The 24,251-nt window shown below is 64.0% G+C and carries 33 protein-coding genes, 1 tRNA gene and 2 pseudogenes; 19 read left to right on the top strand and 17 right to left on the bottom strand.

Annotated features, from left to right (window positions below):
- Positions 1-25: 25 nt before the first annotated feature.
- Genes G7B69_RS05755 through G7B69_RS05740 form a run of 4 tightly spaced genes read right to left on the bottom strand, consistent with a single transcriptional unit; the run spans position 26 to position 3,836 of the window.
- The gene (locus G7B69_RS05755) at positions 26-925 is read right to left on the bottom strand and encodes a mechanosensitive ion channel family protein (protein ID WP_243415042.1); all 900 of its coding nucleotides are present in this window, start codon (positions 923-925) and stop codon (positions 26-28) included.
- A gap of 23 nt (positions 926-948) precedes the next feature.
- On the bottom strand, positions 949-2,202 hold the full coding sequence (metC, locus tag G7B69_RS05750) for a cystathionine beta-lyase (protein WP_166177046.1): 1,254 nt from the start codon (positions 2,200-2,202) through the stop codon (positions 949-951).
- A complete protein-coding gene (sseA, locus tag G7B69_RS05745; protein ID WP_166177044.1) occupies positions 2,154-2,999 on the bottom strand; it encodes a 3-mercaptopyruvate sulfurtransferase in 846 nt (281 codons plus the stop codon). Before sseA ends, metC begins: the two co-directional genes overlap by 49 nt.
- Before the next feature lie 18 nt (positions 3,000-3,017).
- Entirely contained in the window at positions 3,018-3,836 is an 819-nt protein-coding gene (locus G7B69_RS05740) for a hypothetical protein (protein ID WP_166177042.1), read from the bottom strand.
- Between G7B69_RS05740 and G7B69_RS05735 the strand changes: the two genes are divergently transcribed.
- The 12 genes and pseudogenes from G7B69_RS05735 (at position 3,817) to G7B69_RS05685 (ending at position 10,865) form a co-directional block, all read left to right on the top strand.
- A complete protein-coding gene (locus G7B69_RS05735) occupies positions 3,817-4,158 on the top strand; it encodes a hypothetical protein (RefSeq protein ID WP_166177040.1) in 342 nt (113 codons plus the stop codon). The genes G7B69_RS05740 and G7B69_RS05735 overlap by 20 nt on opposite strands.
- 69 nt (positions 4,159-4,227) lie before the next feature.
- On the top strand, positions 4,228-4,686 hold the full coding sequence (queF, locus tag G7B69_RS05730) for a preQ(1) synthase (protein ID WP_166177038.1): 459 nt from the start codon (positions 4,228-4,230) through the stop codon (positions 4,684-4,686).
- A gap of 33 nt (positions 4,687-4,719) precedes the next feature.
- Positions 4,720-6,021 (top strand): UDP-glucose dehydrogenase family protein, encoded by a 1,302-nt coding sequence (locus tag G7B69_RS05725; protein WP_166177036.1) that lies wholly within the window; start codon positions 4,720-4,722, stop codon positions 6,019-6,021.
- 368 nt (positions 6,022-6,389) lie between these two features.
- A complete protein-coding gene (locus G7B69_RS05720; RefSeq protein WP_166177034.1) occupies positions 6,390-6,779 on the top strand; it encodes a hypothetical protein in 390 nt (129 codons plus the stop codon).
- A complete protein-coding gene (locus G7B69_RS05715) occupies positions 6,776-7,150 on the top strand; it encodes a hypothetical protein (protein ID WP_166177032.1) in 375 nt (124 codons plus the stop codon). Before G7B69_RS05720 ends, G7B69_RS05715 begins: the two co-directional genes overlap by 4 nt.
- 268 nt (positions 7,151-7,418) lie before the next feature.
- Positions 7,419-7,631, top strand: a pseudogene (locus G7B69_RS16995) (integrase arm-type DNA-binding domain-containing protein); the annotation flags it as partial.
- A 342-nt stretch (positions 7,632-7,973) separates the two neighbouring features.
- Positions 7,974-8,579 (top strand): tyrosine-type recombinase/integrase, encoded by a 606-nt coding sequence (locus tag G7B69_RS16990; RefSeq protein WP_341479168.1) that lies wholly within the window; start codon positions 7,974-7,976, stop codon positions 8,577-8,579.
- Positions 8,572-9,060: a hypothetical protein gene (locus tag G7B69_RS05705; RefSeq protein WP_166177028.1), complete on the top strand. Its 489-nt coding sequence runs from the start codon at positions 8,572-8,574 to the stop codon at positions 9,058-9,060. Before G7B69_RS16990 ends, G7B69_RS05705 begins: the two co-directional genes overlap by 8 nt.
- Before the next feature lie 64 nt (positions 9,061-9,124).
- Entirely contained in the window at positions 9,125-9,328 is a 204-nt protein-coding gene (locus tag G7B69_RS17025) for a helix-turn-helix transcriptional regulator (RefSeq protein ID WP_166177026.1), read from the top strand.
- 188 nt (positions 9,329-9,516) lie between these two features.
- A complete protein-coding gene (locus G7B69_RS05695) occupies positions 9,517-9,921 on the top strand; it encodes a hypothetical protein (RefSeq protein WP_166177024.1) in 405 nt (134 codons plus the stop codon).
- 111 nt (positions 9,922-10,032) lie between these two features.
- Positions 10,033-10,728 (top strand): hypothetical protein, encoded by a 696-nt coding sequence (locus tag G7B69_RS05690; protein WP_166177022.1) that lies wholly within the window; start codon positions 10,033-10,035, stop codon positions 10,726-10,728.
- Positions 10,725-10,865, top strand: a complete 141-nt coding sequence (locus G7B69_RS05685; protein ID WP_166177020.1) for a hypothetical protein — start codon at positions 10,725-10,727, stop codon at positions 10,863-10,865. The genes G7B69_RS05690 and G7B69_RS05685 overlap by 4 nt, the downstream gene beginning before the upstream one ends.
- Positions 10,866-11,029: 164 nt before the next feature.
- Here G7B69_RS05685 and G7B69_RS05680 read toward each other — a convergent pair whose 3' ends face one another.
- Positions 11,030-11,185, bottom strand: coding sequence for a hypothetical protein (locus tag G7B69_RS05680; RefSeq protein WP_166177018.1), 156 nt, complete (start codon positions 11,183-11,185; stop codon positions 11,030-11,032).
- Between the two features lie 110 nt (positions 11,186-11,295).
- Positions 11,296-11,586, bottom strand: coding sequence for a hypothetical protein (locus G7B69_RS05675; RefSeq protein ID WP_166177016.1), 291 nt, complete (start codon positions 11,584-11,586; stop codon positions 11,296-11,298).
- A 203-nt stretch (positions 11,587-11,789) separates the two neighbouring features.
- On the opposite strand from G7B69_RS05675, the gene G7B69_RS05670 reads away from it, so the two are divergent.
- The 5 genes from G7B69_RS05670 (at position 11,790) to G7B69_RS05650 (ending at position 14,194) form a co-directional block, all read left to right on the top strand.
- Complete coding sequence (locus G7B69_RS05670) at positions 11,790-12,095, top strand: HNH endonuclease (protein ID WP_166177014.1); 306 nt, start codon at positions 11,790-11,792, stop codon at positions 12,093-12,095.
- Between the two features lie 214 nt (positions 12,096-12,309).
- Positions 12,310-12,567, top strand: coding sequence for a hypothetical protein (locus tag G7B69_RS05665; RefSeq protein WP_166177012.1), 258 nt, complete (start codon positions 12,310-12,312; stop codon positions 12,565-12,567).
- A 108-nt stretch (positions 12,568-12,675) separates the two neighbouring features.
- Positions 12,676-13,695 (top strand): phage major capsid protein, encoded by a 1,020-nt coding sequence (locus G7B69_RS05660; RefSeq protein WP_166177010.1) that lies wholly within the window; start codon positions 12,676-12,678, stop codon positions 13,693-13,695.
- Between the two features lie 17 nt (positions 13,696-13,712).
- A complete protein-coding gene (locus G7B69_RS05655) occupies positions 13,713-14,006 on the top strand; it encodes a hypothetical protein (protein ID WP_166177008.1) in 294 nt (97 codons plus the stop codon).
- Positions 14,006-14,194 (top strand): hypothetical protein, encoded by a 189-nt coding sequence (locus tag G7B69_RS05650; protein WP_166177006.1) that lies wholly within the window; start codon positions 14,006-14,008, stop codon positions 14,192-14,194. The genes G7B69_RS05655 and G7B69_RS05650 overlap by 1 nt, the downstream gene beginning before the upstream one ends.
- Positions 14,195-15,184: 990 nt before the next feature.
- Here G7B69_RS05650 and G7B69_RS05645 read toward each other — a convergent pair.
- On the bottom strand, positions 15,185-15,412 hold the full coding sequence (locus G7B69_RS05645) for a hypothetical protein (RefSeq protein ID WP_166177004.1): 228 nt from the start codon (positions 15,410-15,412) through the stop codon (positions 15,185-15,187).
- Positions 15,413-16,340: 928 nt separating this feature from the next.
- On the opposite strand from G7B69_RS05645, the gene G7B69_RS05640 reads away from it, so the two are divergent.
- A complete protein-coding gene (locus tag G7B69_RS05640) occupies positions 16,341-16,559 on the top strand; it encodes a hypothetical protein (RefSeq protein WP_166177002.1) in 219 nt (72 codons plus the stop codon).
- Here the strand turns inward: G7B69_RS05640 and G7B69_RS05635 are convergent.
- The 6 genes from G7B69_RS05635 to G7B69_RS16925 all read right to left on the bottom strand — a co-directional run bounded on the left by G7B69_RS05635 (position 16,510) and on the right by G7B69_RS16925 (position 19,952).
- The gene (locus G7B69_RS05635; protein ID WP_166177000.1) at positions 16,510-17,022 is read right to left on the bottom strand and encodes a hypothetical protein; all 513 of its coding nucleotides are present in this window, start codon (positions 17,020-17,022) and stop codon (positions 16,510-16,512) included. The genes G7B69_RS05640 and G7B69_RS05635 overlap by 50 nt on opposite strands.
- Positions 17,023-17,203: 181 nt before the next feature.
- Positions 17,204-17,279, bottom strand: a tRNA-Thr gene (locus G7B69_RS05630).
- A 120-nt stretch (positions 17,280-17,399) separates the two neighbouring features.
- Positions 17,400-19,097 carry a DUF885 domain-containing protein gene (locus tag G7B69_RS05625; protein WP_166176998.1) on the bottom strand — a complete coding sequence of 566 codons (1,698 nt, stop codon included), beginning with the start codon at positions 19,095-19,097 and terminating at the stop codon, positions 17,400-17,402.
- Positions 19,098-19,131: 34 nt separating this feature from the next.
- Positions 19,132-19,341 (bottom strand): hypothetical protein, encoded by a 210-nt coding sequence (locus G7B69_RS05620; RefSeq protein ID WP_166176996.1) that lies wholly within the window; start codon positions 19,339-19,341, stop codon positions 19,132-19,134.
- Between the two features lie 330 nt (positions 19,342-19,671).
- Positions 19,672-19,821, bottom strand: coding sequence for a hypothetical protein (locus tag G7B69_RS05615; protein WP_166176994.1), 150 nt, complete (start codon positions 19,819-19,821; stop codon positions 19,672-19,674).
- Positions 19,818-19,952 carry a hypothetical protein gene (locus G7B69_RS16925; protein ID WP_279323143.1) on the bottom strand — a complete coding sequence of 45 codons (135 nt, stop codon included), beginning with the start codon at positions 19,950-19,952 and terminating at the stop codon, positions 19,818-19,820. Before G7B69_RS16925 ends, G7B69_RS05615 begins: the two co-directional genes overlap by 4 nt.
- Here G7B69_RS16925 and G7B69_RS05610 point away from each other — a divergent pair.
- A complete protein-coding gene (locus G7B69_RS05610) occupies positions 19,951-20,757 on the top strand; it encodes a DUF3800 domain-containing protein (RefSeq protein WP_166176992.1) in 807 nt (268 codons plus the stop codon). The two genes, G7B69_RS16925 and G7B69_RS05610, sit on opposite strands and share 2 nt — an antisense overlap.
- 140 nt (positions 20,758-20,897) lie before the next feature.
- Here the strand turns inward: G7B69_RS05610 and G7B69_RS05605 are convergent, their stop codons facing one another.
- The 4 genes and pseudogenes from G7B69_RS05605 to G7B69_RS05590 all read right to left on the bottom strand — a co-directional run bounded on the left by G7B69_RS05605 (position 20,898) and on the right by G7B69_RS05590 (position 24,191).
- On the bottom strand, positions 20,898-21,833 hold the full coding sequence (locus G7B69_RS05605; RefSeq protein WP_166176990.1) for an IS1595 family transposase: 936 nt from the start codon (positions 21,831-21,833) through the stop codon (positions 20,898-20,900).
- A 66-nt stretch (positions 21,834-21,899) separates the two neighbouring features.
- Positions 21,900-22,526: pseudogene (locus G7B69_RS05600) on the bottom strand (hypothetical protein); the annotation flags it as partial.
- A complete protein-coding gene (locus G7B69_RS05595) occupies positions 22,523-22,879 on the bottom strand; it encodes a hypothetical protein (protein ID WP_166176986.1) in 357 nt (118 codons plus the stop codon). The pseudogene G7B69_RS05600 and the gene G7B69_RS05595, both read right to left, overlap by 4 nt.
- Complete coding sequence (locus G7B69_RS05590; RefSeq protein WP_166176984.1) at positions 22,872-24,191, bottom strand: replication-associated recombination protein A; 1,320 nt, start codon at positions 24,189-24,191, stop codon at positions 22,872-22,874. Before G7B69_RS05590 ends, G7B69_RS05595 begins: the two co-directional genes overlap by 8 nt.
- Between the last annotated feature and the right edge of the window lie 60 nt (positions 24,192-24,251).

Genomic DNA, 24,251 nt, shown 5'->3' with positions numbered 1-24,251 from the left:
GGTTTTCGCGCTGGCTAGGAGAGCTTTAGGGTCGCTCTTCTTTGGCCACTCGCTGCGCGATCGCCTTCACGAGCAGCTGGAATTGTGCGCTATCGCGGAGACGCAGGTCACGCTGGGCGAAGGGAATCTCGATCCGATTCTCCTGGAACAGCTTCCACAGGCGCCGGAGGACGTCGGACCGCACGTTGCCGATGCCTTCTTCCGGGTCGCTGATCCAGCATTGGATCACGTAGTTGACCGAGCTTTCCCCGATGGCATCCAGCCAGACAGAAGGAGGTGGCGAATTGAGCACGCGCGGGCTGGCCTTCGCGGCTTCCAGCATCAGCTTTTCGGCGAGTTCCAGATCGGACTCGTAGGCGACGCCTATCGGAACCTGGATGCGCACGGTCCGGCTCGAATACGACCAGTTCTCCACCTGATTGATCATCAACTGCTCGTTCGGGATCAGGTATTCGCGCTCGTCGCGGGTCACGACCGAGACCGCGCGGATGCCGATCTTGCGGATCTGGCCAAACGTCGAGTTGCCGGCCTGGTCGGATACGGCGATCACGTCGCCCGGCTTGATCGAGCGGTCCATCAGCAGGATGATTCCGGCGATCAGGTTGCCGAAGGTCTTCTGCAGGCCGAAGCCGATGGCGAGGCCGAAGGCGCCCGAGAACACCGTCAACGCGGTCAAGTTGACACCGAGGATATCGATGCCGATCAGGATCGCGATCGCCCAGACCGCGAGCGATACCAGCTTCTCGGTGAGAAGCTTCTGGGTCGCGTCGAGATGCTTCGATTTTCCGACCGCCAGCCGGACCAGACGAGTGATCACCTTGGCGACGATGTAGACGCCGATGACGACCACGATCGCCATCAGCCCGGTCCATAGCGAGATGCGGTAACCCGACACGGTGAAGCCCCAGGCGTCGAGAACTCTCATCACGCCATCCCTGCCGTGCCCCATCATCGCGCGGACCTCATGGCGGCAAATCCCCCCTCGAGATCGGCGATGAGGTCGGCCGGGTCTTCGAGGCCGATCGACAGGCGGATGCCAAGGCGGTCGGCGGGATCCCAGCCGGATGGCGGCCAGCTCGTGGCTGTGCGGGCGCGGGCGGGATCGAACGGAATCACCAGGCTCTCGTAGCCGCCCCAGCTGTAACCGATACCGAACATTTCGAGCGCGTCGATGAACCGCGCGCGCGCCGCTTCGTCGCCTCCCTTGAGCACGAAACTGAACAGGCCGCAGCCGCCGATGAAATCGCGCGACCACAGGTCGTAGCTCGGTGAGCCGGGCAACAAGGGGCAAAGAATGTACGCAATTTCAGAGTGTTGCGAGAGAAATTTGACAACCTCAAGGCAACTCGAGGTTTCTTGGTTAAGGCGCACGGCGAGCGTCCGCAGCCCCCGTAAAGCCAGTGCCGCGTCGTCCGGCGAAACGACATGGCCCATCGCCTGAGCCTTGGCGCGCAGCTTGCCGTAAAGCGGATCGCCGGCCGCTGCGGAGCCCATCATCAGGTCCGAATGGCCGCCGACGTGCTTGGTCAGGCTCATGATCGAAATGTCGCAGCCACGTTCGAGCGCGGGGAAACCGAGCGGGCTCGCCCAGGTGTTGTCGAGCAAGGTGACCGCACCCTTTTCGCGAGCGATCGCGGCGAGGGCGGGGACGTCGCAGACTTCCATCGTCAGGCTGCCCGGGCTTTCGAGCAGCACCGCCGCGGTGCGCTCGTCGAACCGCCCGGCAAAGCCGGCGACGTCGAGCGGATCGAAGAAGCGCGTCTCGATTCCCAGCGGGGCGAGCAGCGTGCGCGCCATGACCCGGCTCGGCTCGTAGGCGTTGTCGGTCATCAGCAGGACGTCGCCCTGCTTGAGCACCGCCAGCAGCGAGCCGGCGATCGCCGCGACGCCGCTCGGATACAATACGGTGCCCGCCGCGCCCGGCTCGAGTTCGGTCAGCGCCTCGGCCAGCGACCACTGCGTCGGCGCGCCGCGGCGGCCGTAATAGAAGTGGCCATCCTCGTTCGGTCGCCCTGTGGCGAGATCGGCGCTGTCGGCGTAAAGGTGCGTGCTCGCCCGCCACACGGGCGGATTGACCACCGCCCCGGTCCATTCCTTGCGCCGTCCGCCCTCGACGACGCGGGTGGCTGGGCGAAGCGGTTTGTCCTTGCCGCTCAAGCGGCCGCTCCCAGTTCCTTCGGCGTCACCGGATCGGCGCCCCATTCGCTCCAACTGCCGTCGTACAGCGCGACGTCGTCCTTGCCCAGTAAGTGCAGTGCGAACAGCAGCACTGCCGCAGTCACGCCTCCTCCGCAGGTGGTCACGATGGGCTTGTCGAGATCGATCCCCGCCTCGTCGAACGCGCGGCGCAGGTCCTTCGTCGAACAGAAAGTGCCGTCGTGCGCGAAGAGCAGGTTGTACGGCAAGTTGCGCGAGCCGGGGATGTGGCCGCTCGCAATGTTCGGGCGGAAGTCGGGCTCCTCGCCGGTGAAGCGGGGGCGGCCGCGCGCGTCGAGGAGTTGCTCGCGGCGCGCGCCGAGGTCGGCGAGAATGTCGGACTTGAATCGGACGGTGCCGGGTCCGTTGGCGGCGGTGAAGTGCCCGCGTTGCAACCCCGCTGCTCCGCCTTCGAGCGGCCGTCCGTCGGCGCGCCACTTGCCCAGGCCGCCGTCAAGGATCGCGACATCCGTGACGCCGCGCATCCGGGCGATGAACCAGGCGCGGGCCGAGGTCTTCACCGCGCTGTCGTCGTAAATCACCAGCCGGTCGCCATTGTTGATCCCGACCGCCCGCATCCGCTCGGCGAACTGCTCTTCCGTCGGGATCGCGCTGGGCACAGGGCTGGCAGGGTCGATGAGGGTCGGCAGGTCGAGAAACCGTGCGCCCGGAATGTGCGCCAACTCGAACTCGGCACGCGGGTCGCGCTGGGCGTCGGGTAAGTGGGCCGAGGCGTCGAGCACGACCAGGCCCGGCTCGCCGAGATGCTGCGCCAACCAGTCAGTTGAGACGAGACTTTTCATTGCCTCGCGGATTACGGCCTAAAAGGCGCGCCCGGCAAGCCCGTCGTAGACTCTCGGGCCGTGGTCCAGCCGCACAGGTTGGATTGCACCGTTGCCGCTCGGCGAAGGCTGGCCCGCGACCAGCGTGAAGCAGCGCGGCTCCTGTTCCTTTGCGTCTATGCGGAAACGTGCAAGCGGCACAAACAGTTGCGCTCGGCCTTGGGAAATCGGCCGCAGCTGGGCAAGCGGCACGCGCACTTCACCCGCCACCTCGGCGCTTTCTCCGGGCGCGAGTCCGGCGAGGCGGTGGCCGATCGGCAACTCGGTCGCAGGCCCGGCGATCAAGACTTCACGCGGCAGCGAGCCGTGCGCCCCGATGAGGTCCGCGGCGATCGCGATGTCCTCCAGCGGTTCGGGCCCGGCGTTGGTCAGTGTCAGGCGGTAGCCGAGCGTCGCGTTCATCAGCGTGAGGGTCAGCTTGCGCAACTCGATGGCGATGTGCAGCGGGTGTGCCTCGGCGGATGGCGCTGGCGCGGTCCCGGACGTGTTGGCGACGGGCTCGGGACGCGGCTCCGGGGCCGGAGAGGGCGCCGGGGGAACCCGCGGGCGCTCGATTTCCGGCACCACCAGCGTGCCGACCGGGCCGATCCTCCGGCGCAGCCACCAGAGCCCGGCGAAAGTCGCGCCGCCGAGGAAAAACGCCGCGACGATCCACGGCCACCAGGGGGCGGCGCGCTCCTCAGGAGCGGCAATCGTCGAACTTGGCAGGCTCGGCAGGGGTGCCGCGGCCGTCGGCGTGGCGTTCAAACCAGGCGTGAGCGACGGAGTCGTCGTCGGAATGGCCGTGGGCGTCGCCATCGCCGTTGCCGTTGCCGTCGGCCGCGCCGTGGCTCGCGGTGTCGGCGTGGACGTCACCACCGGCGGCAACGTGACCCGCGGCGTGGGTGTCGGCGCGGGCGCGGCGATCGTTGGTGTCGGCGTTGCTGTTGGCGAAGGTCGCGGCGCAGGGGTCTCGGGCGGCGGCCCAATTATGGTGGGCGTCGGCGTCGGACCGGGCTGCAAGCGAAAGTCCGACACCTGCGCAGTCGCGGGGGCCGCAAGCAATGCCGCAGTGCCGGCGAGGAGGAAGGGACGTCGTTTCATCAGATCCGGGTTCCCGCGCTTGGCGGGCGCGGGGTGAATAGCCCCTGAAACGAGCGCGTCAACGACGCCTCTTGTGCCGGGCAGCCGCTCACGCCATCACCTCACCATGACAGACCCGCAAAGTCCGCTCCATCTTGGGCAACCGAGCACGCTGCCGGCCTCGCCGCAGGAGGCGGTTCTCGACTATGTGCCGAACCCCCGAAAAGGGGCGCTCTACGCCGTGCGCTTCGCCGCGCCCGAATTCACCTCGCTGTGCCCGGTTACCGGTCAGCCCGACTTCGCCCACCTGGTGATCGATTATGCGCCCGGCGAGACGATCGTCGAGAGCAAGAGCCTCAAGCTGTTCCTGTCCTCGTTCCGCAACCACTGCGGCTTTCATGAGGATGTGACCGTCGGCATCGGCCAGCGCCTGGCTAAGGAGATGCAGCCTCGCTGGCTCCGTATCGGCGGCTACTGGTACCCGCGCGGCGGCATTCCGATCGACGTCTTCTGGCAGACCGGCGCGCCGCCGGAAGACTTGTGGCTGCCCGAGCAAGGCGTTGCACCATACCGCGGGCGCGGCTAGGCGCCGCGCGTTCGCAAGCTTTAGGGGACCGCAATGCACATCGTCATGACCGGCACGGGCTACGTCGGACTGGTGTCCGGCGCGTGCTTCGCCGATTTTGGCCACGAGGTGACTTGCGTCGACAAGGACCCGGCAAAGGTCGAGGCGCTGCTTTCGGGCAAGATCCCCATCTTCGAGCCGGGGCTCGACGAGCTGGTGGCGAACAACGTTGCCGCCGGCAGGCTGCGCTTTACCCTCGACATTGCCGAAGCGGTGCCGGGCGCGGACGCTGTGTTCATTGCCGTCGGCACGCCCTCACGCCGCGGCGATGGCCATGCCGATCTGTCCTACGTCCACGCTGCCGCCAAGGAGATGGCCAGCCACTTGCGCCCCGGTACGGTCGTGGTCACCAAGTCGACGGTGCCGGTCGGCACCGGCGACGAGGTCGAGCGGATCATTCGCGAGGCGCGGCCCGATCTTGAGTTCTCGGTCGCCTCGAACCCCGAGTTCCTCCGCGAAGGCGCGGCAATCGAGGACTTCAAGCGCCCCGACCGGATCGTCATCGGCGTGAATGACGAGCACGCCCGGGCGGTGCTGCAGGAGGTCTATCGCCCGCTTATCCGCAACGAGAGCCCGCTATTGGTGATGGCGCGGCGTGCTGCGGAGATGACCAAGTACGCGGCCAACGCCTTCCTCGCGACCAAGATCACTTTCATCAACGAGATCGCCGACTTGTGCGAGAAGGTCGGCGCCGATGTGCAGGATGTCGCCAGGGGCATCGGCATGGACAATCGCATCGGCCCGCGGTTCCTCATGGCCGGCCCGGGATACGGCGGCTCGTGCTTCCCCAAGGATACCCTGGCCCTGCTCAAGACCGGCCACGATTACCAAGCGCCGCTCAGGATCGTCGAGGCGGTCGTGCTGGCCAACGACAACCGTAAGCGCGCGATGGGCCGCAAGGTGGTGCAAGCGCTCGGTGGCGATACCCATGGCAAGACGGTCGGCGTGCTCGGCCTGACTTTCAAGGCCAACACCGACGACATGCGTGAGTCGCCGTCGCTGGCCATAGTCCAGGCGCTGCAAGACGCGGGCATGAAAGTGCGGGCCTACGATCCCGAAGGGATGGAGCTCGCCGCCAAGCTTCTCGAAGGGGTGACCTATTGCAAGGACGCCTACGAAGCGCTCGAGGGTGCCCATGCGGCGGTGATCGTGACCGAATGGGACGCGTTCCGCGCCCTCGACTTTGCCCGCATGGCGGACTTGCTCGCCGACAAGCTGCTGGTCGACTTGCGCAACATCTACGACCGCGACGAGGTGGAGCGGCACGGTTTCAGGTACGTCGCGGTGGGACGCTGAGAGATCCATCGCGGCCGCCGCTGTTGGTGCTTGACAGATAGAGGAATCGTGTAAAATGATTCTTACATATGGCGCAATAGTAATGTGAATTCTCCGCGAAACAGCATGTCACCCGAGCTGAAATGCCTTCGCGGCTGTTCCGCCGTCGACCTAACGAGAGTTGGCCAATCTCCACGAATGCTTCAGCTATAGTAGTGGTGGTTGGAGTAAAATCGTTTTGAATTAATGACTTAAGCCTCCTCGTTTCCAAATGGGCATTCATTAGCAATGCGCACCTAGAAAATGGATACAAAAATTCAGAGGGATGTCCTCCCTGGGTTGCAGGCGAAAGCCTTGCGGGGCACGTCTCGGACCGGTGGAAATATGCCGTGCAGGCGCAAGTGCACAGCTCCGGGCTAGTTGCCTCCGGGTCGATCGCCGTCGACGAGCACCAGCTCAAGCCGGGCACGACCCGTCCGCTGGCGGGCACGCGCAAGGTACAGCTTCCGGTTCGCTCCGGAGACGCTCCGACCGAAGTTGTGCTCAGCGTCGAAGCCGACGGCGTGACTTGGCTCGCGGACGAGAACAATCCGGCGGCGATCAGCATTCCCGTTCATTGCCCGGAACCGGGCGAGCCGCCTTTTACGATCGAAACCGGCATCCCCTTGGCGATCGGTGATGCACCTGGCTTCACCGGTGGCCGCGCCAAGCTCACGGTCCGAGCGCGCCTGGTCGCTTCGGCCGGGTTCGATGGTGGCCGCAAGGATGTCCAACCATGACCGAAGCTGTTCCGGTCGGCCGGATCCTGGTCGGCACGATGCACGGGTTTTCCGGCACCGCCACCGGACACACGCCAAAGATGGCTCGGCGCAATGTCTACCAGGCTTCCGGTCTCTACGATGCGTCGGTCGTGCTGATAAAGAACGCGCTCAGCTGGGATGGCGAGGGCGAAGATGAAACGCGAACCGGGCTTTCGGTCACTCCCGAGCCCTCGTTTACCCGCGATCCCATTTCGGGCCTCTGGACTGCCGAGTTGCAGGATGCCACTCTCAAAGTATGGGTGGAGCGCTTCCAGCGCACCGACCGGCGGTTCGAGAGGCGCGCGTCCGATCGCGCGGCGAAGTCAATCGACCGCGCCCTGACGGACTGAACGGGCGTTGGAGCTATTCGCGGCGCCGGCTGCAGGAATCGAACCCACGACCCCCTGATTACAAATCACAGTCGATAGCCGGAAGGCAGTGGAAGTATCAGGAGGCGAGGGTTGCCAACCCCGCAGAAACCCGTCAATTATCTGGAATTGAGCGGAACCTAGCTAACGTAGCTGGAAGCCCGCCAGTTAGACAGATGTTAGACAGGAGACGCGCATGGCAAGGCCCGCATCGCTCTTGAAGGGCTTCTAGAAAGAGGTTGCTACGGCCAAACCAGGGGCGAAGCGCCGGGTGATATTCGACGAGGCGACAACCGGGCTCGCGCTGATCGTTACGCCGAAGGGAAAGAAGTCCTTTTCGATTGTCGCCCGCGATCCTTCCGGCAAGCAGGTTTGGAAACGCATCGGCGAACCGGGCGGGATGAGCGTCGCAGCGGCCCGTGCGGCGGCTGTGAGCGCCGTGGAGCGCGTTAAGGCCGGCAGCGCGCCCATCGAGCCCGCCGAGCCTGTGAAGGCGCCAGAGACGTTCAAGGAGGTCGCCGAGCGGTTCCTGCTTCGCTGGGTTGATCGTGGCGGCAAGAAACAGGACGGCGAGCCCTTGCGCTCGGCTGGCGAAATCAAACGCCAATTCACCGCTTACCTCTACCCGCGCTGGGAGGCGAAGCCGTTTCTCTCAATCCGGCGCGGGACGGTGACCGAGCTGCTGGACGACTTGGCCGACAATAACGGTCCGGTTCAAGCCGACCGCGTGCTGGCGACCCTATCCAAGCTGTTCGGCTGGTATCGGCAGTATGACGAGGATTACGTCTCCCCCGTCATTCCCGAAATGCGCCGTTCAGGCAGCTATGCCGACCGCTCCAGAAAACGGACCCTGACTGACGAGGAAATCCGGACAGTCTGGACCGCCTGCAAAGGCACGTTCGGCGCGCTGGTGAAAGTCGCCCTGCTGACCGGCCAGCGCCGCGCCAAGCTGGCAAGGATGAAGTGGGCGGACATTCAGGACGGCACGTGGGCAATCGCCGCGGAGCCTCGCGAGAAAGTGAACGCTGGCACACTCCCGCTCCCGAAGATGGCGGTCGAGATTATCGACGCGCAACCCGAGATCGAGGGCAATCCCTACGTCTTCGCCGGCCGCGGCGCCAAGGCGTTCAACAGCTTTTCAGCCTGTAAGGCCGATCTCGACAAGCGGGCCGGAATCTCGCCTTGGGTAGTGCACGACCTGCGGCGCACGGCGCGTTCGCTGATGGCGCGGGCGGGTGTGCGGCCCGACATCGCCGAGCGGACGCTAGGCCACGTCATTCAGGGCGTGGAAGGCACTTACGACCGCCACGGCTACACCGAAGAGAAAGGCAAGGCACTCGCCGCGCTCGCCGGGCTCATTGAGCGCATACTCCAAGGTGAGGCAGATAACGTGGTCGCGCTCCATGGCTAAGTTCGAAGACTGGCCCGAAGATCAGCGGAAGGCGTTGGGCAAGGTTGCCGCTGGTCTAGTAGAGGGCGACCTTATGCCACTCGCGGCCTATTTCCGAGCGGGCTATTACGAGATCGAGCCGGCCCTTGCGCGGGAGTTAGCCGACATGATCGGCGGCGGCGAAGACTATATGCCATATCGGCTAGAAGCCATCGGCAGGTCCAAGCGACCCGGCGGCTGGGGCAAACGCAGCGAAGAGTCCCTCCGGCAGATGACGATCGGCGTCTGGGTTGAGCGCGAGGTTCGGGGGGCACCCAGGGGTGCCTATGCGGGCATTCTGTTGGAAGCCTGCACCCGGTTCAACGTCGGAAAAACCGCCGTCACCAATGCACACCGCGAGGTCCGCCGAAGGCTGACTTACCCCGCATCCGTGTCACAGGATGAGCTGTTAGCGATCTGGGCAGATATTTACTCCGCCGACATCGCGATGTCCCCGGACTAGCTACTTGCTGCATCCCTGCGAGCTGGCGCTAATAGGTGTGCTCCGGAAGTAACTGGAGCAACCGATGCGAATTCTCAGACCTGCCGACACCGAAGCCCGAACGGGCTTTTGCGATCGTCAGCTTCGCGAGCTTGAGGCGCAAGGCCTCTTCCCGAAGCGCTTCTCTCTCAATCCGAACGGCAAGGGCCGTGCGGTCGGCCATCTCGAAAGTGAAGTCGACGCTTGGATCAGGTCTCGCGCCGCGACGCGGGAGTCGGCTAATGCCTAAGCAAAACCCCCGCACCGGGCAGGGTGCAGGGGCTGCGGTATCGTTTGGTCGGAACGCCTGCGGCTCTAGCACAAACCGACGCATTCTCAAAGCATCCCAAGCGGCGAAGCTCCGTCTTGAGGTCCTGCTGTGGCCCTACCGACAGGAGGCCCAGCATGGCTGAGCCCCTGCAATTCTCAAATTCCGCCGTGCTGATCGAACGCGGCGACCTTGAAAAGATCGTCGAGACCCTGGCCGCCTTGCAAACAGCATCGGCTTGCGCCTTCGCGATCCTGAACGACAAGCTCGATGACATCGACGGCGACGCGGACCTGGAAGAGGGCGGCGACGACGAACCCGTGAGCGCCGAGGGCGACAGCAACGACGTTGCTTATGTCGAATGGGCGACCAAGCCAGGCAACCTTCGCCGGCGCGGCGGACCTGAATTGCTCGCGGGTCTGGAGGACGACGAGGACGACGACGCCGACACCTGCGCTGCCGCCGACGACCAGGGCGGCGCAGGAGGCCGGTGGTGCGATACCGACGGCCTGCCGGGGGACAGCGCCGACGCAGAGGACGGCCACGACCGCGAGCAAGATGCGGACGGATATTGAGGCGCTGACGTGGGGCAAACGAAGCATCAACGTCGCAAGGAACCGAAGCATGTCCGGCTGTACGCCAGCATCACCGGATGCGAGGCTTGGAGGCACCTGAGCGGCAACTCCGTGAAGCTGTTGCTGGCGCTGATCGCCCGTGACAACGGCGAGCGCAATGGCAGCATCGGGTTCAGCTGCAGAGAGGCCGCGGTCATCACCGGCACGTGTGAAAGAACATGCTGGAGCTGCTTCCGCGAGTTGCAGGACAAAGGCTTCATTCGAGCAACATCCAAAGGCGCCTTCTCTCGCAAGGTGCTGCACTCGACGCTGTGGCGGTACACTTGGGCCGCATGGCCGGGAGGCAAGCCTTCGGCACCAACTCGAGACTTTGAAACCTGGCGCTGTGTGGAAATTCACGGGTGCAAAATCTGCGACCGAGCGGTTGCAAATATTGCGGACCTTGATGGAAACGACAGCCCACCGGATGCAAAACCTGCGAGCGGTGACTTGGAAACGTCGCTCGTTTCCGTTGATCGTCGTTCCGCAAAATCTGCAACACTAATAGTATACCAGGGAGAGGGCGAAGCCGGGACGGAAACACCGGGACGGAAACAAGCCACTCCTACATCGGGGCCGATTTCGGCGCCGCTTCGCGCTCTCTTGATCGACCACTTGCAAGCGAGCGAACCGGGCGAGCAATCGCGGCTCGCCGTTCGCCTCGGCATTCCAGCCGGAACACTCTCCAAGTTCATCCACGGCCGCAACCTACCCGCTCAACATCGGGAAACCTTGGCGGCCGAGCTTCAGTGGAGCGCTGCGGCATGACCGACAACGAACTACTTCACGATTGGACGGCCGAACCGCGGCGCCGCCGACTGCGAGGCACGCTCTCGATCCGCACTCGCAAGGCCGACGATCACAACAGCGAGGACGCGCCTGCCGAGGGAGGCGAGCATGTCTGACCTGCGGGAGAAAAAACCGGCGCGCCTCGCTAGGAGAAATCACTGGAAAAGGCGCGCCGGTAGACCGGAGCAGTTATTTGGTCTCATCCGGAGATCGACCGACTCAAAATCTACTGGCCCATGGTTAAGATCGGGTTGCCGAGCCGGCCCGCAGCCCTGGCGGCTCAATAGCAGTCCAAATGCTCCGGCAGCGTCCAGGTCCACTGCGGATCGGCGTAGAGCACGACCGCTGCCGTCAGTAGCGCGACAACCAGCGCAAGCTGGTCAGACAGCGCACCAGCGGCCCACCCGAGCGCCGTCGCCGCGATTATGGCAACCAAGAGAGAAAGCGTACGCACACCCCGGTCTAAATTCCGGTGGCTTGAGGATTCCTTCGGCCAGCCTTTGGGTAAATTGCGTATGTGGCGGGAGCCGAGCAATGTTCGGCGTTTCACCAGCGAAACCTGACCTTCGCGGTGGCCCGAACCGGTTCGAAGAACGGCGGTTCGGGCTCCAGCGCATTACCGGGGTCGTTGATCCTGGCCGCGAGACCATGAAGCAACGGCATCAGGTCCGCGCGTCCGTTCGTGGCGGCCCAGTTACCGAGTGCCGTCAGGATAAACCTAGCCTCGATCCTGACTTTGGCCGCCTCGGCATTGCCTCCGACATGCTCATTGAGCAGCGCGACCGCCAGCTCTGCAACTCGACCGATGACGAATTCAGTTACCTCATCGTCGCTCATTCGCGCCCCCGCAACGATCGACCCTTAACCATAATCGCTCAGACGCGCTTCGCTGTCCAGCGGGAGGCGCGATCAGGTGCGTCCTTCACCGGGCGGGGGAATGTGAATGTTGCACCCCTTCGCCGCCTTTACCGACCGCCGCCCTTTCCGACGCTAATTCGCAACATCTCGCGCGTGCGCGCGTGACATCGGGAGACCTCCCTATGACCGCCCGCAAACCCTGGCAGCACAAGCGACAGTCACCGTCGGCTCGAGGCTACGACGCTGAACACCGCCGCATTCGAGCGCAGCTCTTGAAAGAGCAGCCGCTTTGCGAAGAGTGTCAACGCAAGGGCCGCGTCACCGTGGCGACGATCGCCGACCACATCGTGCCACTGTCTCGCGGCGGCAAAACCGAGCGATCGAATTATCAGGCGCTGTGCAGGGGATGCTCGGATAGAAAGACGCTCGCCGATGCCGGCAAACGCTACAAGCGCCGCATTGGCCTCGACGGCTGGCCCGAAGAATGACCCGCCGAACATCAATCTGCAAATGCGCAAAAGTCGGGCGGCGGTCGGTGCTTGGCCACGCCGGGGGAGGTCAATTCTGGCCCCCCGCCGGTTCCTTCACCGACACGGACCCAACTATTCCGCAAAACCACATTAAGCTTCTGAGGCTGCACCGACCCGTTCCCCTCGCTTTAGCGCCAATACAGCTTTTCACGCGCGCACGCGCCGAGCCTTAGTGACCGCCGCGCTCGCCCTTATAGCCCGTATCGAAGCGGACCTGGCCGAGCTGCGGCGGCTGCTCGACGCGCCAGCCGAGCCCGAGCCCGAGGAATGGCTTGAGCCAAGCGTCATCGCCTATCGGCTCGGCATCGGCGAAGCCTATGTGCGGCGGTTGTGCGATCGTGGGCTCGACGCTGGCGATGCGGGAGTGCGCCGCGTAGGCGGGCGCTGGTTGGCCACCGCGGACGCAATCGACGGCCTCAGGCGCGTTTGAAGGCCGACAGGCGCGTTTCAGTTGGAATTTACGGACTGCCCAGGCGCGTTTCAGTCATCGCGCAGGCGCGTTTCGTGGGGATGATCGGGTGTCAGCAAGGAGCTGACCATGACCCGACAAGTTGCACTGCGCGAAACCCGCCTCGACGCGACGAAGGCCGCGATCACGTTCGCGGTGTGCGGCACTGGCGACCTCCACGCCCGCGCCTGGGCGGTCGAGCGCTGGGGCGAAGCTGGCGCCCCGCGCGAGATCACAAAGGCGGCCGATGCCGTCACCGTGTCCGACATCGACAGCTCGACCTCAACGGGCTTGCTCGACCGCGAACTGTTCCGGGCCGTCCGCGAGCGCGCCTTGCTGTTCCGGATGCGCGGGATTCGCCGGACCGGCTTTCGCGTCCGCTCGACCACGATTTCCAACTCGACGGCGACCTGGGTTGCCGAGGCCAAGCCGATCCCGGTCCTGAAGCCGGCGATTTCCAATGTCGGCCTGGTGCCGGCGAAGCTCGCGGCAATGTCCGTGTGGACGAAGGAGGCGCTGGAAGCTTCGCCGATGATCGAACAGCTTGTGTTTGATGACCTTACGCGCGCCTTTGCCGACGCGCTCGACCTTGCCATGTTCGACCCGGCGAATGACGGAAGCGCCATCGCGCCGGCCGCCTTGACCAACGGCGCGACCGAGGTAGCGGCGACCAGCGACATTGACGATGACCTGGCCGAGGTGTTCGCGGCCTTCACCGGCGACCTTGCAACGGCTGTTTTCGTGACAACGCCTCAAATTGGCGCCGGGCTCGCGCGGGATTTCAACGGGGACGTTGGAGCTCGCGGCGGCGAGATTGCCGGCGTCCCCACCCTCACGTCGTCGGCCGCCCCGGACGGGCAGCTAACGCTGGTCGACCCGGCAACCATCCTGGCCGCGTGGGACGAGGAAGTCATGCTCGCGACGAGCGAGGCCGGCACCGTCGAAATGGTCACCAGCGGCTTCACGCAGGACCAGCCGACCGGGGCCGCCCTGGTCTCATTGTGGGAGAACAACCTACGCTCGATCCGCGCAATCGGGCGCGTGGCGTGGGAAGCGGCGGGGCCCGCCGCGGCTGTCAGCATCACCGGCTTGTTCCCGAGTGCGACCTGATGACCTACTCCGAAAACATGCGCCGCGAGCTCGGCGAGGACGTGCTGAAAGGCGCGGCGACCCGGCAGGAGATTTACCTGCTGGTCGACCAGCTGCTCGAGAAATTTGCCGACGTTGACCAGCGCATGGAAGAGATCGAGAAATCGGGCGCCCGGTTCCGGGGCATCTATCAGCGCGCCGCGACCTACAAGCGGGGTGACCAGGTCACCTACAAGGGTTCGCTGTGGACAGCGCTGATGACCGTCCCGGAAAGCACGATCCCTGGCGAAACGCCCGCGTTTTGGCAGCTGTGCGCAAAAGGCGCGGCGTGATGAACGGTCCTGATCGAGCGCTCTGGCAGGCGTGCGCGGGCTGGGTAGCGATTGCCCTGGCGAAGGACGAAGGCCCGCCGCTTTCGCCCGTGGAAGAGGCGAATGCCATCACGCGGGGCACCTCAATGATGATCGCGGCCGGTGCCTATCTGGTGGACGGGAAGGTGTTCTTCCCGCGAGAAGATTGACTAGGGCGCAACCCCCGCGCCCTCGCGAGCCCGGTATCTTGTCGCGGGCGGCCGGGCTCGCGAACTCTTCAGGAGTTAAGGAAGGATGGGTGACGCTAAGGGCGTGGCGCGCTGCGGGAGCGACAGCGGGTTTACCGTGCCCGCCGCCGCTTATCCGAGAAGCTAGAAAAAGGGGGCCGCACCAATGATGCGACCCCGTGAAGTTCAGTCCAAGGAAATCGCGGGGGTCCCGCGACCCGAGGGCGGCGCTGTTAACCAAGATTGCTGAAGTTTCAAGCGATCGCCTGCCCACGGTTGGGGATAGACGCAACAGGAGAATTGCCCGTCCTGAGAGCCGCCAGCTCGCGGGGGGGTGGAGGGTCGTGCTTTGCTGGCGGCCCCGGGCCTGGATAGCCGCTATCGAGCCAAGTTATCAAGTTTCGCGTAGCGCACGCGTTTGTGCCGCGTCGGGTGCGGCGGGCGGGCTCGCGAACCCTTTGGCAGCGCCGCACCTGACATTAAGGATTTGCGTCTAGATCAGCTTCAGGAGCGCCGGGCGCACAGTCCAGACCGTCTCATGCCCGGCGCTCCTACCCTCCCAACAGCGCCAGCCCCATCCTGATCGCAAAGTTCGCGAACGGCGCCCACTGCGGCGTAAATGGGTTATACAAATGCGGCCTCTTCGACCCCCTGAATTGAGCGCATAAGCAACACTCGAGCCGCGCCGACTCGAACTAACCAGAGGCAGGGCTTCGGATGGTAGACAAAGAGACGATTGCGAAGATGGCGTCGCGCGTGGAGCAATGCCGTAGGCTCGCCAAGAGCACTACCGACAAGCGGACAGCTCGGGTTCTGCTGCAAATGGCCCAAGAGGGCGAAGCCGACATTGCCAGAATGTTGGCTGAGAGCGGCCAGTCAGAGGCCTAGCAGCGCCAGCACCATCAGCAGGAAGAACCCTAGCTCGGCCTTGTCGGGGCGGCGCATTGGCCCGTTCTCCCAGAGGCGGCGCCGTCAGTCACCTATCCCCGCATATATCGCGACGCGAACGGCATCTGCGTCAAGCTCTGCGCCCAGCTTCCTTTTCATGGATTTCCTGATGTTCTGCGCGCTCAGGATGTCCGTTTCCAGGCGCAGCGCCAGGTCGCGCAGGGACTCCCCCGCCGCAATACTCTCGAGCGCTACCAGTTCGGCATGGGTGAGCGTCAGAACCAGGGCCTGGGCCTTCAGTGTGTCGTCCACGCTATGCCACGTCCTTTCCGGTCAGGCGCTGGGCGCCGACGCGGCGAATGCGGGGCAAAAGTTGCTGTTGCCCTCCGATTGATGCTGACGATGGGCTGTTCCAGAATGCTGAACGGTACGTTCACTACGGCGCATGCAAACAACCCACCGCACAGGCCCTTGTTCCGAGCGCGCAAAAGGGTCGTAACGCCGGCGTTCTCGACCGTCGCCGGCGTGCCAATGTGGTGATTCTGAAATCGGCTAGCCGGCTTCTTCAATCATGGTTAAAACGTTGCCGCACGCCCGCGAACGCGACCACGACTCGGCGTGCCAATGGGGAGAAGCGCTCCGACCGGAGATCTTCGGATCCGCATTGAGAGCGCCGGGGTTGAGCCCACTTACCCCGGCGCTCTTCAGCGGCAGTTTCTTAACATTTGTAGGTGAGAGTGTGGCTCGGGGGCGCTGGGCAAACTCCCTAGCGTATCCCGCGCCCGGCGCTCCTACCTCCCAACAGCGCCAGCACCATTCTGGGGGCCCGCGTACCCATTGTTCATGGGAGAGCCGCCAGCTCGCGGGGGGGTGGAGGGATGTGCTTTGCTGGCGGCCCCGGGCCTGAATAGGCGCTATCGAGCTAAGTTATCAAGTTTCGAGTAGGGCGCGCGTTTGTGCCGCAGATGGCGTGGCGGCTGAGGCGGCTTAGGTCTTGTTGAATCCACGACCGCGAAGACATACACCGCTCGCCATGACACGCGGTTGGCGCAGAGGCGCACTCATTGGCCTTGCATGGGGCGTGGGTCTTAATCTCTTGATGGCGGTTGCGTCGTGGTCGCAGGGACATGAGCCAGCCTTGTCGCCGATATTTCTCGTAATAGCGGCGATTGTCGGCGCGATTGTAGTGAAGCGCTAGAAACCGGCTTGATCCCCGTTCCCTCTCCGTTCCAAATGGAGCGTGAGCCGAAAGCACCTCGATTCGATTGCCGACTTTCGCCGCTACGGCTTCAGGCTGCGCGTCGAGTGCCAGTGCGGCCGGGTGCGCGTGATCGAGCCTGGCGACCTGATGGTGGCGCTCGGCCGGCGCAAGAACAGCTCGCGGCAAATGGCGCTGCTAATTCCGCGGCTCAGGTGTTTCGAGTGCGGCGGGCGGGCGAAGTATTGGGGGCCGATTTAACGGGCGAGGCGCGCGCTGGCGAAGTGACGTTGACCCGGCTATCGTCGGCCGGCGACGAAGCTGATTCCGTAATGTACCAGACGTGCCCAACCAAGTAAAAGGCCGCACCGACGAATAGCAACCACATCTGGGCTTCCTGGAACGCCCAGGTCCTATCCCTAGCCCCCTCAAACGTCGCCTTCGCTCGGTTATAAAATTCCTCGTTTTCCTCGCGTTCCGCGAGGTTCATTCCGACGTTTCCCTTGATCGCAAGTTGCAACTGGCGGCTAGCCCAAATCCCGCTTGCGAAGGATGCCCCCCAAGCGAGGATCGCAAGCGGAACAGGCAGTAGCGACCATGCCAAAGTCCGTTCGGCTGTCTCGTGAAAGGCGAAGGCGATGGCTGCAGGTGCGCCGGCAAGGAAGGCATTGCGAATGCTCTTGTTTTCGTCGACGTGGCGCTGGTGCAGAAATTCGTCAGACATCGCCGCTAATCATCCCGCTCGCCAATGAAGCGGTCGAGCATCCGATTCCAGAACTCGAGCAGCGCCGCGGGCTCCTCCCGAGGTAATTTTCGAAGCTGCATCGGACACCCCCTAGCTAGTTAGACAGAATGTTAGACAGCGTGGCGCGACGGCAACAGTGGGCGTCTAAGTCATTGAAAAATGGTGCCGGCTGCAGGAATCGAACCCGCGACCCCCTGATTACAAATCAGGTGCTCTACCAACTGAGCTAAGCCGGCCTCGGCGCCCTCAAGTAGCGAAGCGATAGGGCAACGCAAGAGCGCCGCCCCTTCGGCTGGCTGACAAGCCGGCCGCCCAAGGCATATTTTGCGTCATGCGACGGCGAAGGTCCAGTGGGATCAGAACACCGTGCGCGGCGTGTCCTCGCCCATCATGGCCTGGCGCACCAGCGGTACGGGCGGGCCGCCATACGAGAGGAACGCATCGTGGAAGGCCTTCCACGCCTGGCGCCCACCGCGGCTCGCGGTCCAGTCGTCGCGCAGCTTCAGGATCAGCAGCTTGTTGAGCGTGTAGTTGAGATATTGCGGGTCGTAAGTCCCGCGCGCGGCCTGCTGCTCGGCGTTGCCTTCGTCCTTGTAGCATTCGTTGACGAACAGGTCCTTCGATTGCGCCTGTGTCATGCCCTGCGTGTGCAGCGCGATGGCCGAAATGAACCGGCAATCGCGCTCGAGCGCCTCGGCGAGCTGGCCGATGTGCACCTCGGGATCGCCGTTGCCCAGCCCGGCGTCCCACATCAGTTGCTCGGAATAGTGCGCCCAGCCCTCGGCAAAGCCGTAGCCGACGAAGAGCCGCCCGATCAGCGAGGGTGAGCGGTTCGAATGGAGGAATTGCAGGAAGTGACCCGGCATCACCTCGTGGGTGGTGATGAACAGCAGGCTGTCCTTGCCGGGCAGATAGTCGTGCTGCTTTTTCGCCGGCCACGAGGGATCGGGACGAGCGATGTAATAGATCGAGGGGATGCCGTGCTCGAGCGGCCCGGGCGGGTCGATGTAGGCGGTGTTCTGGCTGTTATAGGGCGGTGCTTCCCGGACCAGTGCATGCTCGCCGGCGGGAATGGTCGCGAGATCGTGCGACTGGACGAAGGCGGTCAGGTCAGGAACCTGCTTGGTCGCGGCGACGACGACATCCTCCGCCGGCTTGTCGGCCAACATTTTCTCGAAGCACGCTTTGAGGGCAAGTCCGGGAGCGAACTTGGCGCATTCCACCTTCGCCGCCGCCTGGTTGCGCGCCAGGTCGTTGCGGGCGACCGTCATCAACTGGTCGAGCGGGATGTTAACCGCCTCGGTCGCTTGCAGCATCTTGCTGAAGCGGTCGGGCCCGAGCGCGAAGTCCTGCGTTGCGCTGCCCTGTCGCGAGCGGAGCCAGTCGGCCACCCCGCGCATCGCTTTCGAAGCCTTGAGAGCCGAGGCCTTGAGATGCGCCTGTACCTCGGGCGCGTTGACGTCCGCGAAGGCCTCGAGCGCATCCTTGGCGTAATAGTCGGCGTAGCCGTCAAAGGCGACGATGCCATACTTGATGAAGCTCGCCGGGAGCGGCGTCTTGAGATTGGCCTGGATTTCCTGCGCGCGGCCCGGGATCTGGTTGAAATAGGCGGTCAGCGCCTTCATCCGCGTCGGTTTGTCGGCATAGTCGCGGCTGATGTAGACGTTGGGGTCGAGGGCGCCGGTGTAGAACGCCGGATTGGTGTGTGGCTGATCGGCATCCTCGAGGAAGAACAGCTGGCCCTTCGCCACCTGCACGAGGTAATCGCGTTCGAACGCATCGGTCTTGCTGAGGCCGGCGTAGCCTTGCGCGTCGGCGACGACCTTGTGCAGGAAATCCTTCTGCGCCTTGAGGCCCGCCTCGCTCCAATCGGGCAACTGCCCGTCGAAGTGATGCGCTCCCTGGTAAATCGCGAAGTCGGGATTGAGCGCGAAATACTGGTCGACCGTGTGCTGGGCGAAATCCTTCCACTTCGTCTCCGGCTGCGCCGTCGTGACGGCGTTGCACGAACTGAGGACGAGGCAGGCGATTCCTGCGAGCAGCTTGCGGTTCATTCGGTTCCCTCCCGGTAATCTGACGTAGACTGCGTCACGGCGCGCCGAAGGTCCAGCCTTCGGTCATCGCCACCTCCCGTGTCAACGCGCGCGGGTGCCACAGCTCACTCCTCCCAGCCGCAATGCGCAGCCAGGCGGCCGTCAGCAGCGCATCGGCACTGTGATCATCGATAGGACCCGCGCCGGAAACGGTTGAGGAGCCGATTTCGATGAGCGCCCGATTGAGCTCTTCGACGGTCTTCATTTTGCTCCGCCCGGGTGTCCGGCCGCCCGCCATCGCCGCGATCGCGGTATAGATTTGGCGAATATATACTTTGCAAACGGCATCCGTAAGCGCATGTTCTGGCTCACCTAGATGAGTCGGGGAGAAGGCCCGTGGCAGCGGAACAGTTTAAGCCGGGCGATAAAGTGCCCCGCTCAGGAATATACAAAGTGACGCACGACTCGAACCATACGGCAGAGCATGAGGTGACGTGTGTTTTCGGTAAGAGATTTCCGCCGTGCAATCATTGCGGCGACCATCCGCGTTTTTCCCTCGTGAAGTTCGCGAAGCATGTCGAGCAACACGACGACTTCAAATAGACTCCGCTTCATCGCCCACCGCATCGTAATCCAGAAGGTCGGCAAACGTGAGAACGCCGTCCTTCCAGCGAAAATCTACACTGCCCGCACGGGTGCGCGCGATGTGGTCCATGACGTTTGGAGGAAGGACGACAGTCGTCATTTGGTTTTTTCCACCTTGCCCTTGGCGATTCTCTTCAGTCGCTCGTCCCAGTGCGCCTCGTCCTCGTCCGCCTCGTGTTCGCGAGCGGCCTCTTTGAATTTTTCAGCCTGAGTTTTGGGAGTATCAGCCATGCATCTCCGCTCCGGTGGTATCGACGTTTACTACATCGATGAGTCGCACGACAGACAGGTCTTCGTCGCGACCGCGATCCGCATCCCGTTCCTTCGCCAGATCGAAGGGGTTTGGCAGATAGTCTGGCCCAACCATCTGGCGCAAGCCAAGGCCTGGCGGAAGGCAATCAAGGAAACGCTCTACATCCCAACCGCGAAAGAACTGCACGGCGTCAAACTCGCCGGCGGACGGGGCAATTTCCTGAAGGGTAAACACAACTTCCACAAGCCGCAGGCCGCCAAGGCCTATCGCTCAATCCTAAGCTCTCTGCCGTTCATTCCAAGCGAGGGCATTATGTCCGCGTCCGCAAGTCGCGGCAAATACCTCTACGGCTATGAACGCATTGAAGCGGCGATGTATGCTCTGTTCCAACGGATGCGAACGCAATGCTCCAAGGCAAATCGGAACGCGCTTACCTTCTTCGATCAGGGGCATCCAGAATACCGCAAACTCTACCGGAGAGCGCAAGTGCACCTTCCGACTGGCAGCGCATTTGGCGGTTGGCTCACTGGCGCGACGAAGAACATGCCCCTCGACATGTTCACGAAGGACGCGAACGATAAGAACTCCAAACACTGCTATTTCACGCAAGCCGCAGACGTCATCGCCTATGCCGCCTTCATGAAGCTCAAGGGCGAAATGAACAAACTGGAGCAGTGGCAGAACGATCTGAAGCTGCACACGCTCTACGATGCGATCCCCGTTGCTCACATCAACACCAAGGTGAGCGGCTCGCCAAAAGACGGCATAGTGAGGCTGAAATAGAGACGGCCCGCCCTTGTGGGACGGGCCGCTCCGTCAGTTACGCCACGGGCTCAAGGCCCGCTTTGTGAACAGCCTCGCAAGGCTACAACTCGCCAAAGTCGAACTCAAGTTGGACCCATTCGGCCCGACTCGTTTTCAACTCAATTCGTCGCCGCAGACCCCCCATAGGTGAGGCGCTTGCCGACGATACCGCGAAGGGCATTCCCCGCACGGTCTTGGTCGTTGCAGCCAAGTGCTTCCCGGTTGTTATACCGGAATTCGAACTCAGCCAGATAGCGGGGCAGGTGATGCTCCCCGCAGTGCTGATAAACGCCCTTCATGCCGCGTTTGAAGATGCTGAAATAACCTTCGACCGTGTTGCTATGCACGGTCCGGTCTTGGAGGTTCACATACTCGCCCTTCGTGTGGCTCGTGAAACCGTGACCGGCAAACCAGCGGCCAACATCGCGATAGGCGGCATGCTCGTCCGTCATAACGCGCGTTTCGCGGTCCACATGCTTCAGCACCAACGGCATCAGCGTTTCGGTTTTGACATTGTCGATTACCATCGTGCGGGCCTTGCCGCTCGTCCGGTCAACCAGCGCCAGAACCTTCATCTTGTGGTGATAGGCGCGCTTCGTCGGCACGCCCTTCTTCTTGCCGATGAAAGTCTCGTCCACCTCGACAACGCCACCGTTGCCGCCGAACGGCGACAAGTCCCCATCGCGCATCGCTTCGCGAATACGGTGCAACAGGAACCAGGCCGACTTGTAAGTGACCTCTAGCGTGCGATGCAGCTGGTGCGCGCTGATGCCCTTCTTGCTGCTGGTCACCAGATAAACCGCCTGAAGGGCCTTATGCAGCGGAATGCGCATGTGCTCGAAGACGGTGCCGATCTTGACCGTGAACTGGCCCTTGCAGTTGCCACAACGATACAGGCCGAAGCGAATGCGCTTGGCCGGATTCGCCTTTACCTTCGTAATCCGGTCCACACTGCCACAGTGCGGGCACACCGGCTCCCCACTCCACACGATGCCTTCAAGGTAGCGGAAGGCCGATTCTTCGTCGTGAAAATAAGGCTTTGACAGGACAGACATTGCTCAACTCCAACAATGCCAGCCTTATGGCACAGCGAGAGCGTGTTTGCAATGTATATATTTGCCATAGATTTCGACCACCACGGAGCCGCTCGGAGGGTGCGGGTCGAACGGCCAGACCGACAATCTTCCGTCGAGCCGGTGGAGCACCCGCATGCCGGTGAGGCTCGATTTGCCGACTTGTGCCGCGCCGACGAGGTTGAAGTTCGAGTAGGGCTTGCAGCCCATCGCCGCCTGCGCCGCCTCCGTGACGCGAAAGCGGCCGCGGCGGTGGTCCGCATCGGGCGCGTGGAAATGCGTTCCCTCGCGTCCTCCGTGGCGGCGGAAATAGCGGCTTGCCTCGAGGTGGTCGACGAAGCTGGAGGCGGCGAGGTGGGGGTCATCGCGGCACAGCTCGTCGACCATCCGCCAGAGCGCTTTCGCATCGGGCGGGCTCGCCTCCCAGCCGGGAAAGAACGCGCCGCAATCGGCGAATGGCAGCGACGCGCCGAGATCGAGGCCGACCAGCGTGCAATCGGGCATTTGGCCAAGCAACCAGTCGAGGATTTCCGGGCGCGACCAGACGTGCCCCGGCCGCACGAACTGCGACGCGCCGCCCTCGGCATCGCAGATCGCGAGCGCCAGGCCTTTGTGCCGCTCGCCGGCGGCGCCGGACCAGTCGATCGCCGCGAAGTGCTGAAAACGGCCGCTCACTTCTTGCGCGGGCGAACGGGCTTCTTCGCCGCGGCCTGCTCGCGCGCCTGCGCGATGACCCGCCGGACGCGCTCCGGATCGGGGCTGTCATAGCGCACCAGCACCATAGGATGGCCCCGGTAATGCGGCGATTGCCAGTACGTCTCCGGCTCGGTTTCCATGAGCATCTCGACGGTGCCGAGATCGATCGAGACGACGAACGAGGTATCCTTCTCATGCCCGGGAAAGAGAAAGGACTGCCCGTTCGCGGCAATCCCGGCGACGGCCCAGTTGAACTTCGTCAGCTGCGCGGTGCCGGGCAGCGTCAGGGCGAACGCGAGGGCCTTGTCGTAGCTGTCGAGCGGGTCAGCCATCGCCGCGCTCGGCGCGGAGCTTGTTCCAGTAGGCGATGCGCTCATTCACCTGTCGCTCGAACCCCCGCTCGACCGGTTCGTAATACGTCTGCGGTTCCATCTCCTCGGGCCAGTAGTTCGCGCCGGAGAAGCCTTCGTCGGTGGCGTGGTCGTAGGCATAGTCCTTGCCGTAGCCGATCTGCTTCATCAGTTTGGTCGGGGCGTTGAGGATGTTCGCCGGCGGCATCAGGCTGCCGGTCTCCTTGGCGCTGCGCCAGGCGGCTTTCTGCGCCATGTAGGCGGCGTTCGATTTGGGCGCGGTGGCAAGGTAGAGGCACGCCTGGACGATAGCGAGTTCGCCCTCGGGGCTGCCGAGGAAGTAGTAGGCATCCTTGGCCGCGAGGCACTGCACGAGGGCCTGCGGGTCGGCCATGCCGATGTCTTCCACCGCCGCGCGGGTCAGGCGGCGCAGCAGGTAAAGCGGCTCCTCGCCGGCGACCAGCATCCGCGCCAGGTAATACAGCGCCGCCTGCGGGTCCGAGCCGCGGATCGATTTGTGCAGCGCGGAGATGAGGTTGTAATGCCCCTCGCGGTCCTTGTCGTAGACCGCCACGCGGCGCTGGAGGAACTGGCCGAGCTCGGCAGGGCCGAGCGGCTCGGCGATTGCGGCGGAGTACAGTGTCTCGGCCTGGTTGAGCAGGAAGCGGCCGTCGCCGTCGGCGCTGGCGATCAGCGCCTCGCGCGCTTCGGCGGTGACCGGCAGCGGGCCTTCCAGCCCCTCGGCCCGTTGGAGCAGCTTTTCCAGCGCGGCGGCGTCGAGGCGGTGGAGGATTAGGACCTGGGCGCGGCTGAGGAGCGCGGCGTTTAGCTCGAAGCTGGGGTTCTCGGTGGTCGCGCCGACCAGCGTGACCGTGCCGCGCTCGACGAACGGCAGGAAGCCGTCCTGCTGCGCGCGGTTGAAGCGGTGGATCTCGTCCACGAACAGCAGCGTGCGCTGCCCGGCCTCGCGCGCTTTCTCGGCCTCCGCGAACGCCTTCTTGAGGTCGGCGACCCCGCTGAACACCGCGCTGATCGCGACGAAACGCATGCCGACCGCGTCGGCGAGCAACCGGGCGATGCTGGTCTTGCCGGTGCCCGGCGGGCCCCACAGCACCATGCTGGAGAGCTTGCCCGCGGCGACCATCCGCCCGATCGCGCCTTCGGGGCCGGTCAGATGCTCCTGCCCGATGATCTCATCGAGGGCGCGCGGCCGCAGCCGGTCGGCCAGCGGCGCGTCCTCGCGCGGCGCGTCGGAACGCGGAGGGGGCAGGTCGTCGGCGAAGAGATCGGCCATCGCCGCACAGATAGGCGCGGGCGAGCCGATTGCACAGAGCGGGCCGAGCGGCCGCAGCGC

This window comes from Croceibacterium segetis (assembly GCF_011320115.1).
GTDB lineage: Bacteria > Pseudomonadota > Alphaproteobacteria > Sphingomonadales > Sphingomonadaceae > Croceibacterium_B > Croceibacterium_B segetis.
The sequence above is the reverse complement of the archived record's forward strand: the minus strand, read 5'-3'. Positions and strand labels throughout refer to the sequence as shown.

Excerpts from the sequence above, each read along its gene's own strand:
- G7B69_RS05755 (WP_243415042.1), bottom strand. The coding sequence starts at position 925 with ATGAGAGTTCTCGACGCCTGGGGCTTCACCGTGTCGGGTTACCGCATC.
- metC (WP_166177046.1), bottom strand. The coding sequence starts at position 2,202 with ATGGGGCGCCGATCCGGTGACGCCGAAGGAACTGGGAGCGGCCGCTTG.
- sseA (WP_166177044.1), bottom strand. The coding sequence starts at position 2,999 with ATGAAAAGTCTCGTCTCAACTGACTGGTTGGCGCAGCATCTCGGCGAG.
- G7B69_RS05735 (WP_166177040.1), top strand. The coding sequence starts at position 3,817 with ATGGCCGTGGGCGTCGCCATCGCCGTTGCCGTTGCCGTCGGCCGCGCC.
- G7B69_RS05740 (WP_166177042.1), bottom strand. The coding sequence starts at position 3,836 with ATGGCGACGCCCACGGCCATTCCGACGACGACTCCGTCGCTCACGCCT.
- queF (WP_166177038.1), top strand. The coding sequence starts at position 4,228 with ATGACAGACCCGCAAAGTCCGCTCCATCTTGGGCAACCGAGCACGCTG.
- G7B69_RS05725 (WP_166177036.1), top strand. The coding sequence starts at position 4,720 with ATGCACATCGTCATGACCGGCACGGGCTACGTCGGACTGGTGTCCGGC.
- G7B69_RS05715 (WP_166177032.1), top strand. The coding sequence starts at position 6,776 with ATGACCGAAGCTGTTCCGGTCGGCCGGATCCTGGTCGGCACGATGCAC.
- G7B69_RS16990 (WP_341479168.1), top strand. The coding sequence starts at position 7,974 with ATGCGCCGTTCAGGCAGCTATGCCGACCGCTCCAGAAAACGGACCCTG.
- G7B69_RS05705 (WP_166177028.1), top strand. The coding sequence starts at position 8,572 with ATGGCTAAGTTCGAAGACTGGCCCGAAGATCAGCGGAAGGCGTTGGGC.
- G7B69_RS17025 (WP_166177026.1), top strand. The coding sequence starts at position 9,125 with ATGCGAATTCTCAGACCTGCCGACACCGAAGCCCGAACGGGCTTTTGC.
- G7B69_RS05685 (WP_166177020.1), top strand. The coding sequence starts at position 10,725 with ATGACCGACAACGAACTACTTCACGATTGGACGGCCGAACCGCGGCGC.
- G7B69_RS05675 (WP_166177016.1), bottom strand. The coding sequence starts at position 11,586 with ATGAGCGACGATGAGGTAACTGAATTCGTCATCGGTCGAGTTGCAGAG.
- G7B69_RS05670 (WP_166177014.1), top strand. The coding sequence starts at position 11,790 with ATGACCGCCCGCAAACCCTGGCAGCACAAGCGACAGTCACCGTCGGCT.
- G7B69_RS05660 (WP_166177010.1), top strand. The coding sequence starts at position 12,676 with ATGACCCGACAAGTTGCACTGCGCGAAACCCGCCTCGACGCGACGAAG.
- G7B69_RS05655 (WP_166177008.1), top strand. The coding sequence starts at position 13,713 with ATGCGCCGCGAGCTCGGCGAGGACGTGCTGAAAGGCGCGGCGACCCGG.
- G7B69_RS05650 (WP_166177006.1), top strand. The coding sequence starts at position 14,006 with ATGAACGGTCCTGATCGAGCGCTCTGGCAGGCGTGCGCGGGCTGGGTA.
- G7B69_RS05635 (WP_166177000.1), bottom strand. The coding sequence starts at position 17,022 with ATGTCTGACGAATTTCTGCACCAGCGCCACGTCGACGAAAACAAGAGC.
- G7B69_RS05625 (WP_166176998.1), bottom strand. The coding sequence starts at position 19,097 with ATGAACCGCAAGCTGCTCGCAGGAATCGCCTGCCTCGTCCTCAGTTCG.
- G7B69_RS05620 (WP_166176996.1), bottom strand. The coding sequence starts at position 19,341 with ATGAAGACCGTCGAAGAGCTCAATCGGGCGCTCATCGAAATCGGCTCC.
- G7B69_RS05615 (WP_166176994.1), bottom strand. The coding sequence starts at position 19,821 with ATGACGACTGTCGTCCTTCCTCCAAACGTCATGGACCACATCGCGCGC.
- G7B69_RS05610 (WP_166176992.1), top strand. The coding sequence starts at position 19,951 with ATGCATCTCCGCTCCGGTGGTATCGACGTTTACTACATCGATGAGTCG.
- G7B69_RS16925 (WP_279323143.1), bottom strand. The coding sequence starts at position 19,952 with ATGGCTGATACTCCCAAAACTCAGGCTGAAAAATTCAAAGAGGCCGCT.
- G7B69_RS05605 (WP_166176990.1), bottom strand. The coding sequence starts at position 21,833 with ATGTCTGTCCTGTCAAAGCCTTATTTTCACGACGAAGAATCGGCCTTC.
- G7B69_RS05595 (WP_166176986.1), bottom strand. The coding sequence starts at position 22,879 with ATGGCTGACCCGCTCGACAGCTACGACAAGGCCCTCGCGTTCGCCCTG.
- G7B69_RS05590 (WP_166176984.1), bottom strand. The coding sequence starts at position 24,191 with ATGGCCGATCTCTTCGCCGACGACCTGCCCCCTCCGCGTTCCGACGCG.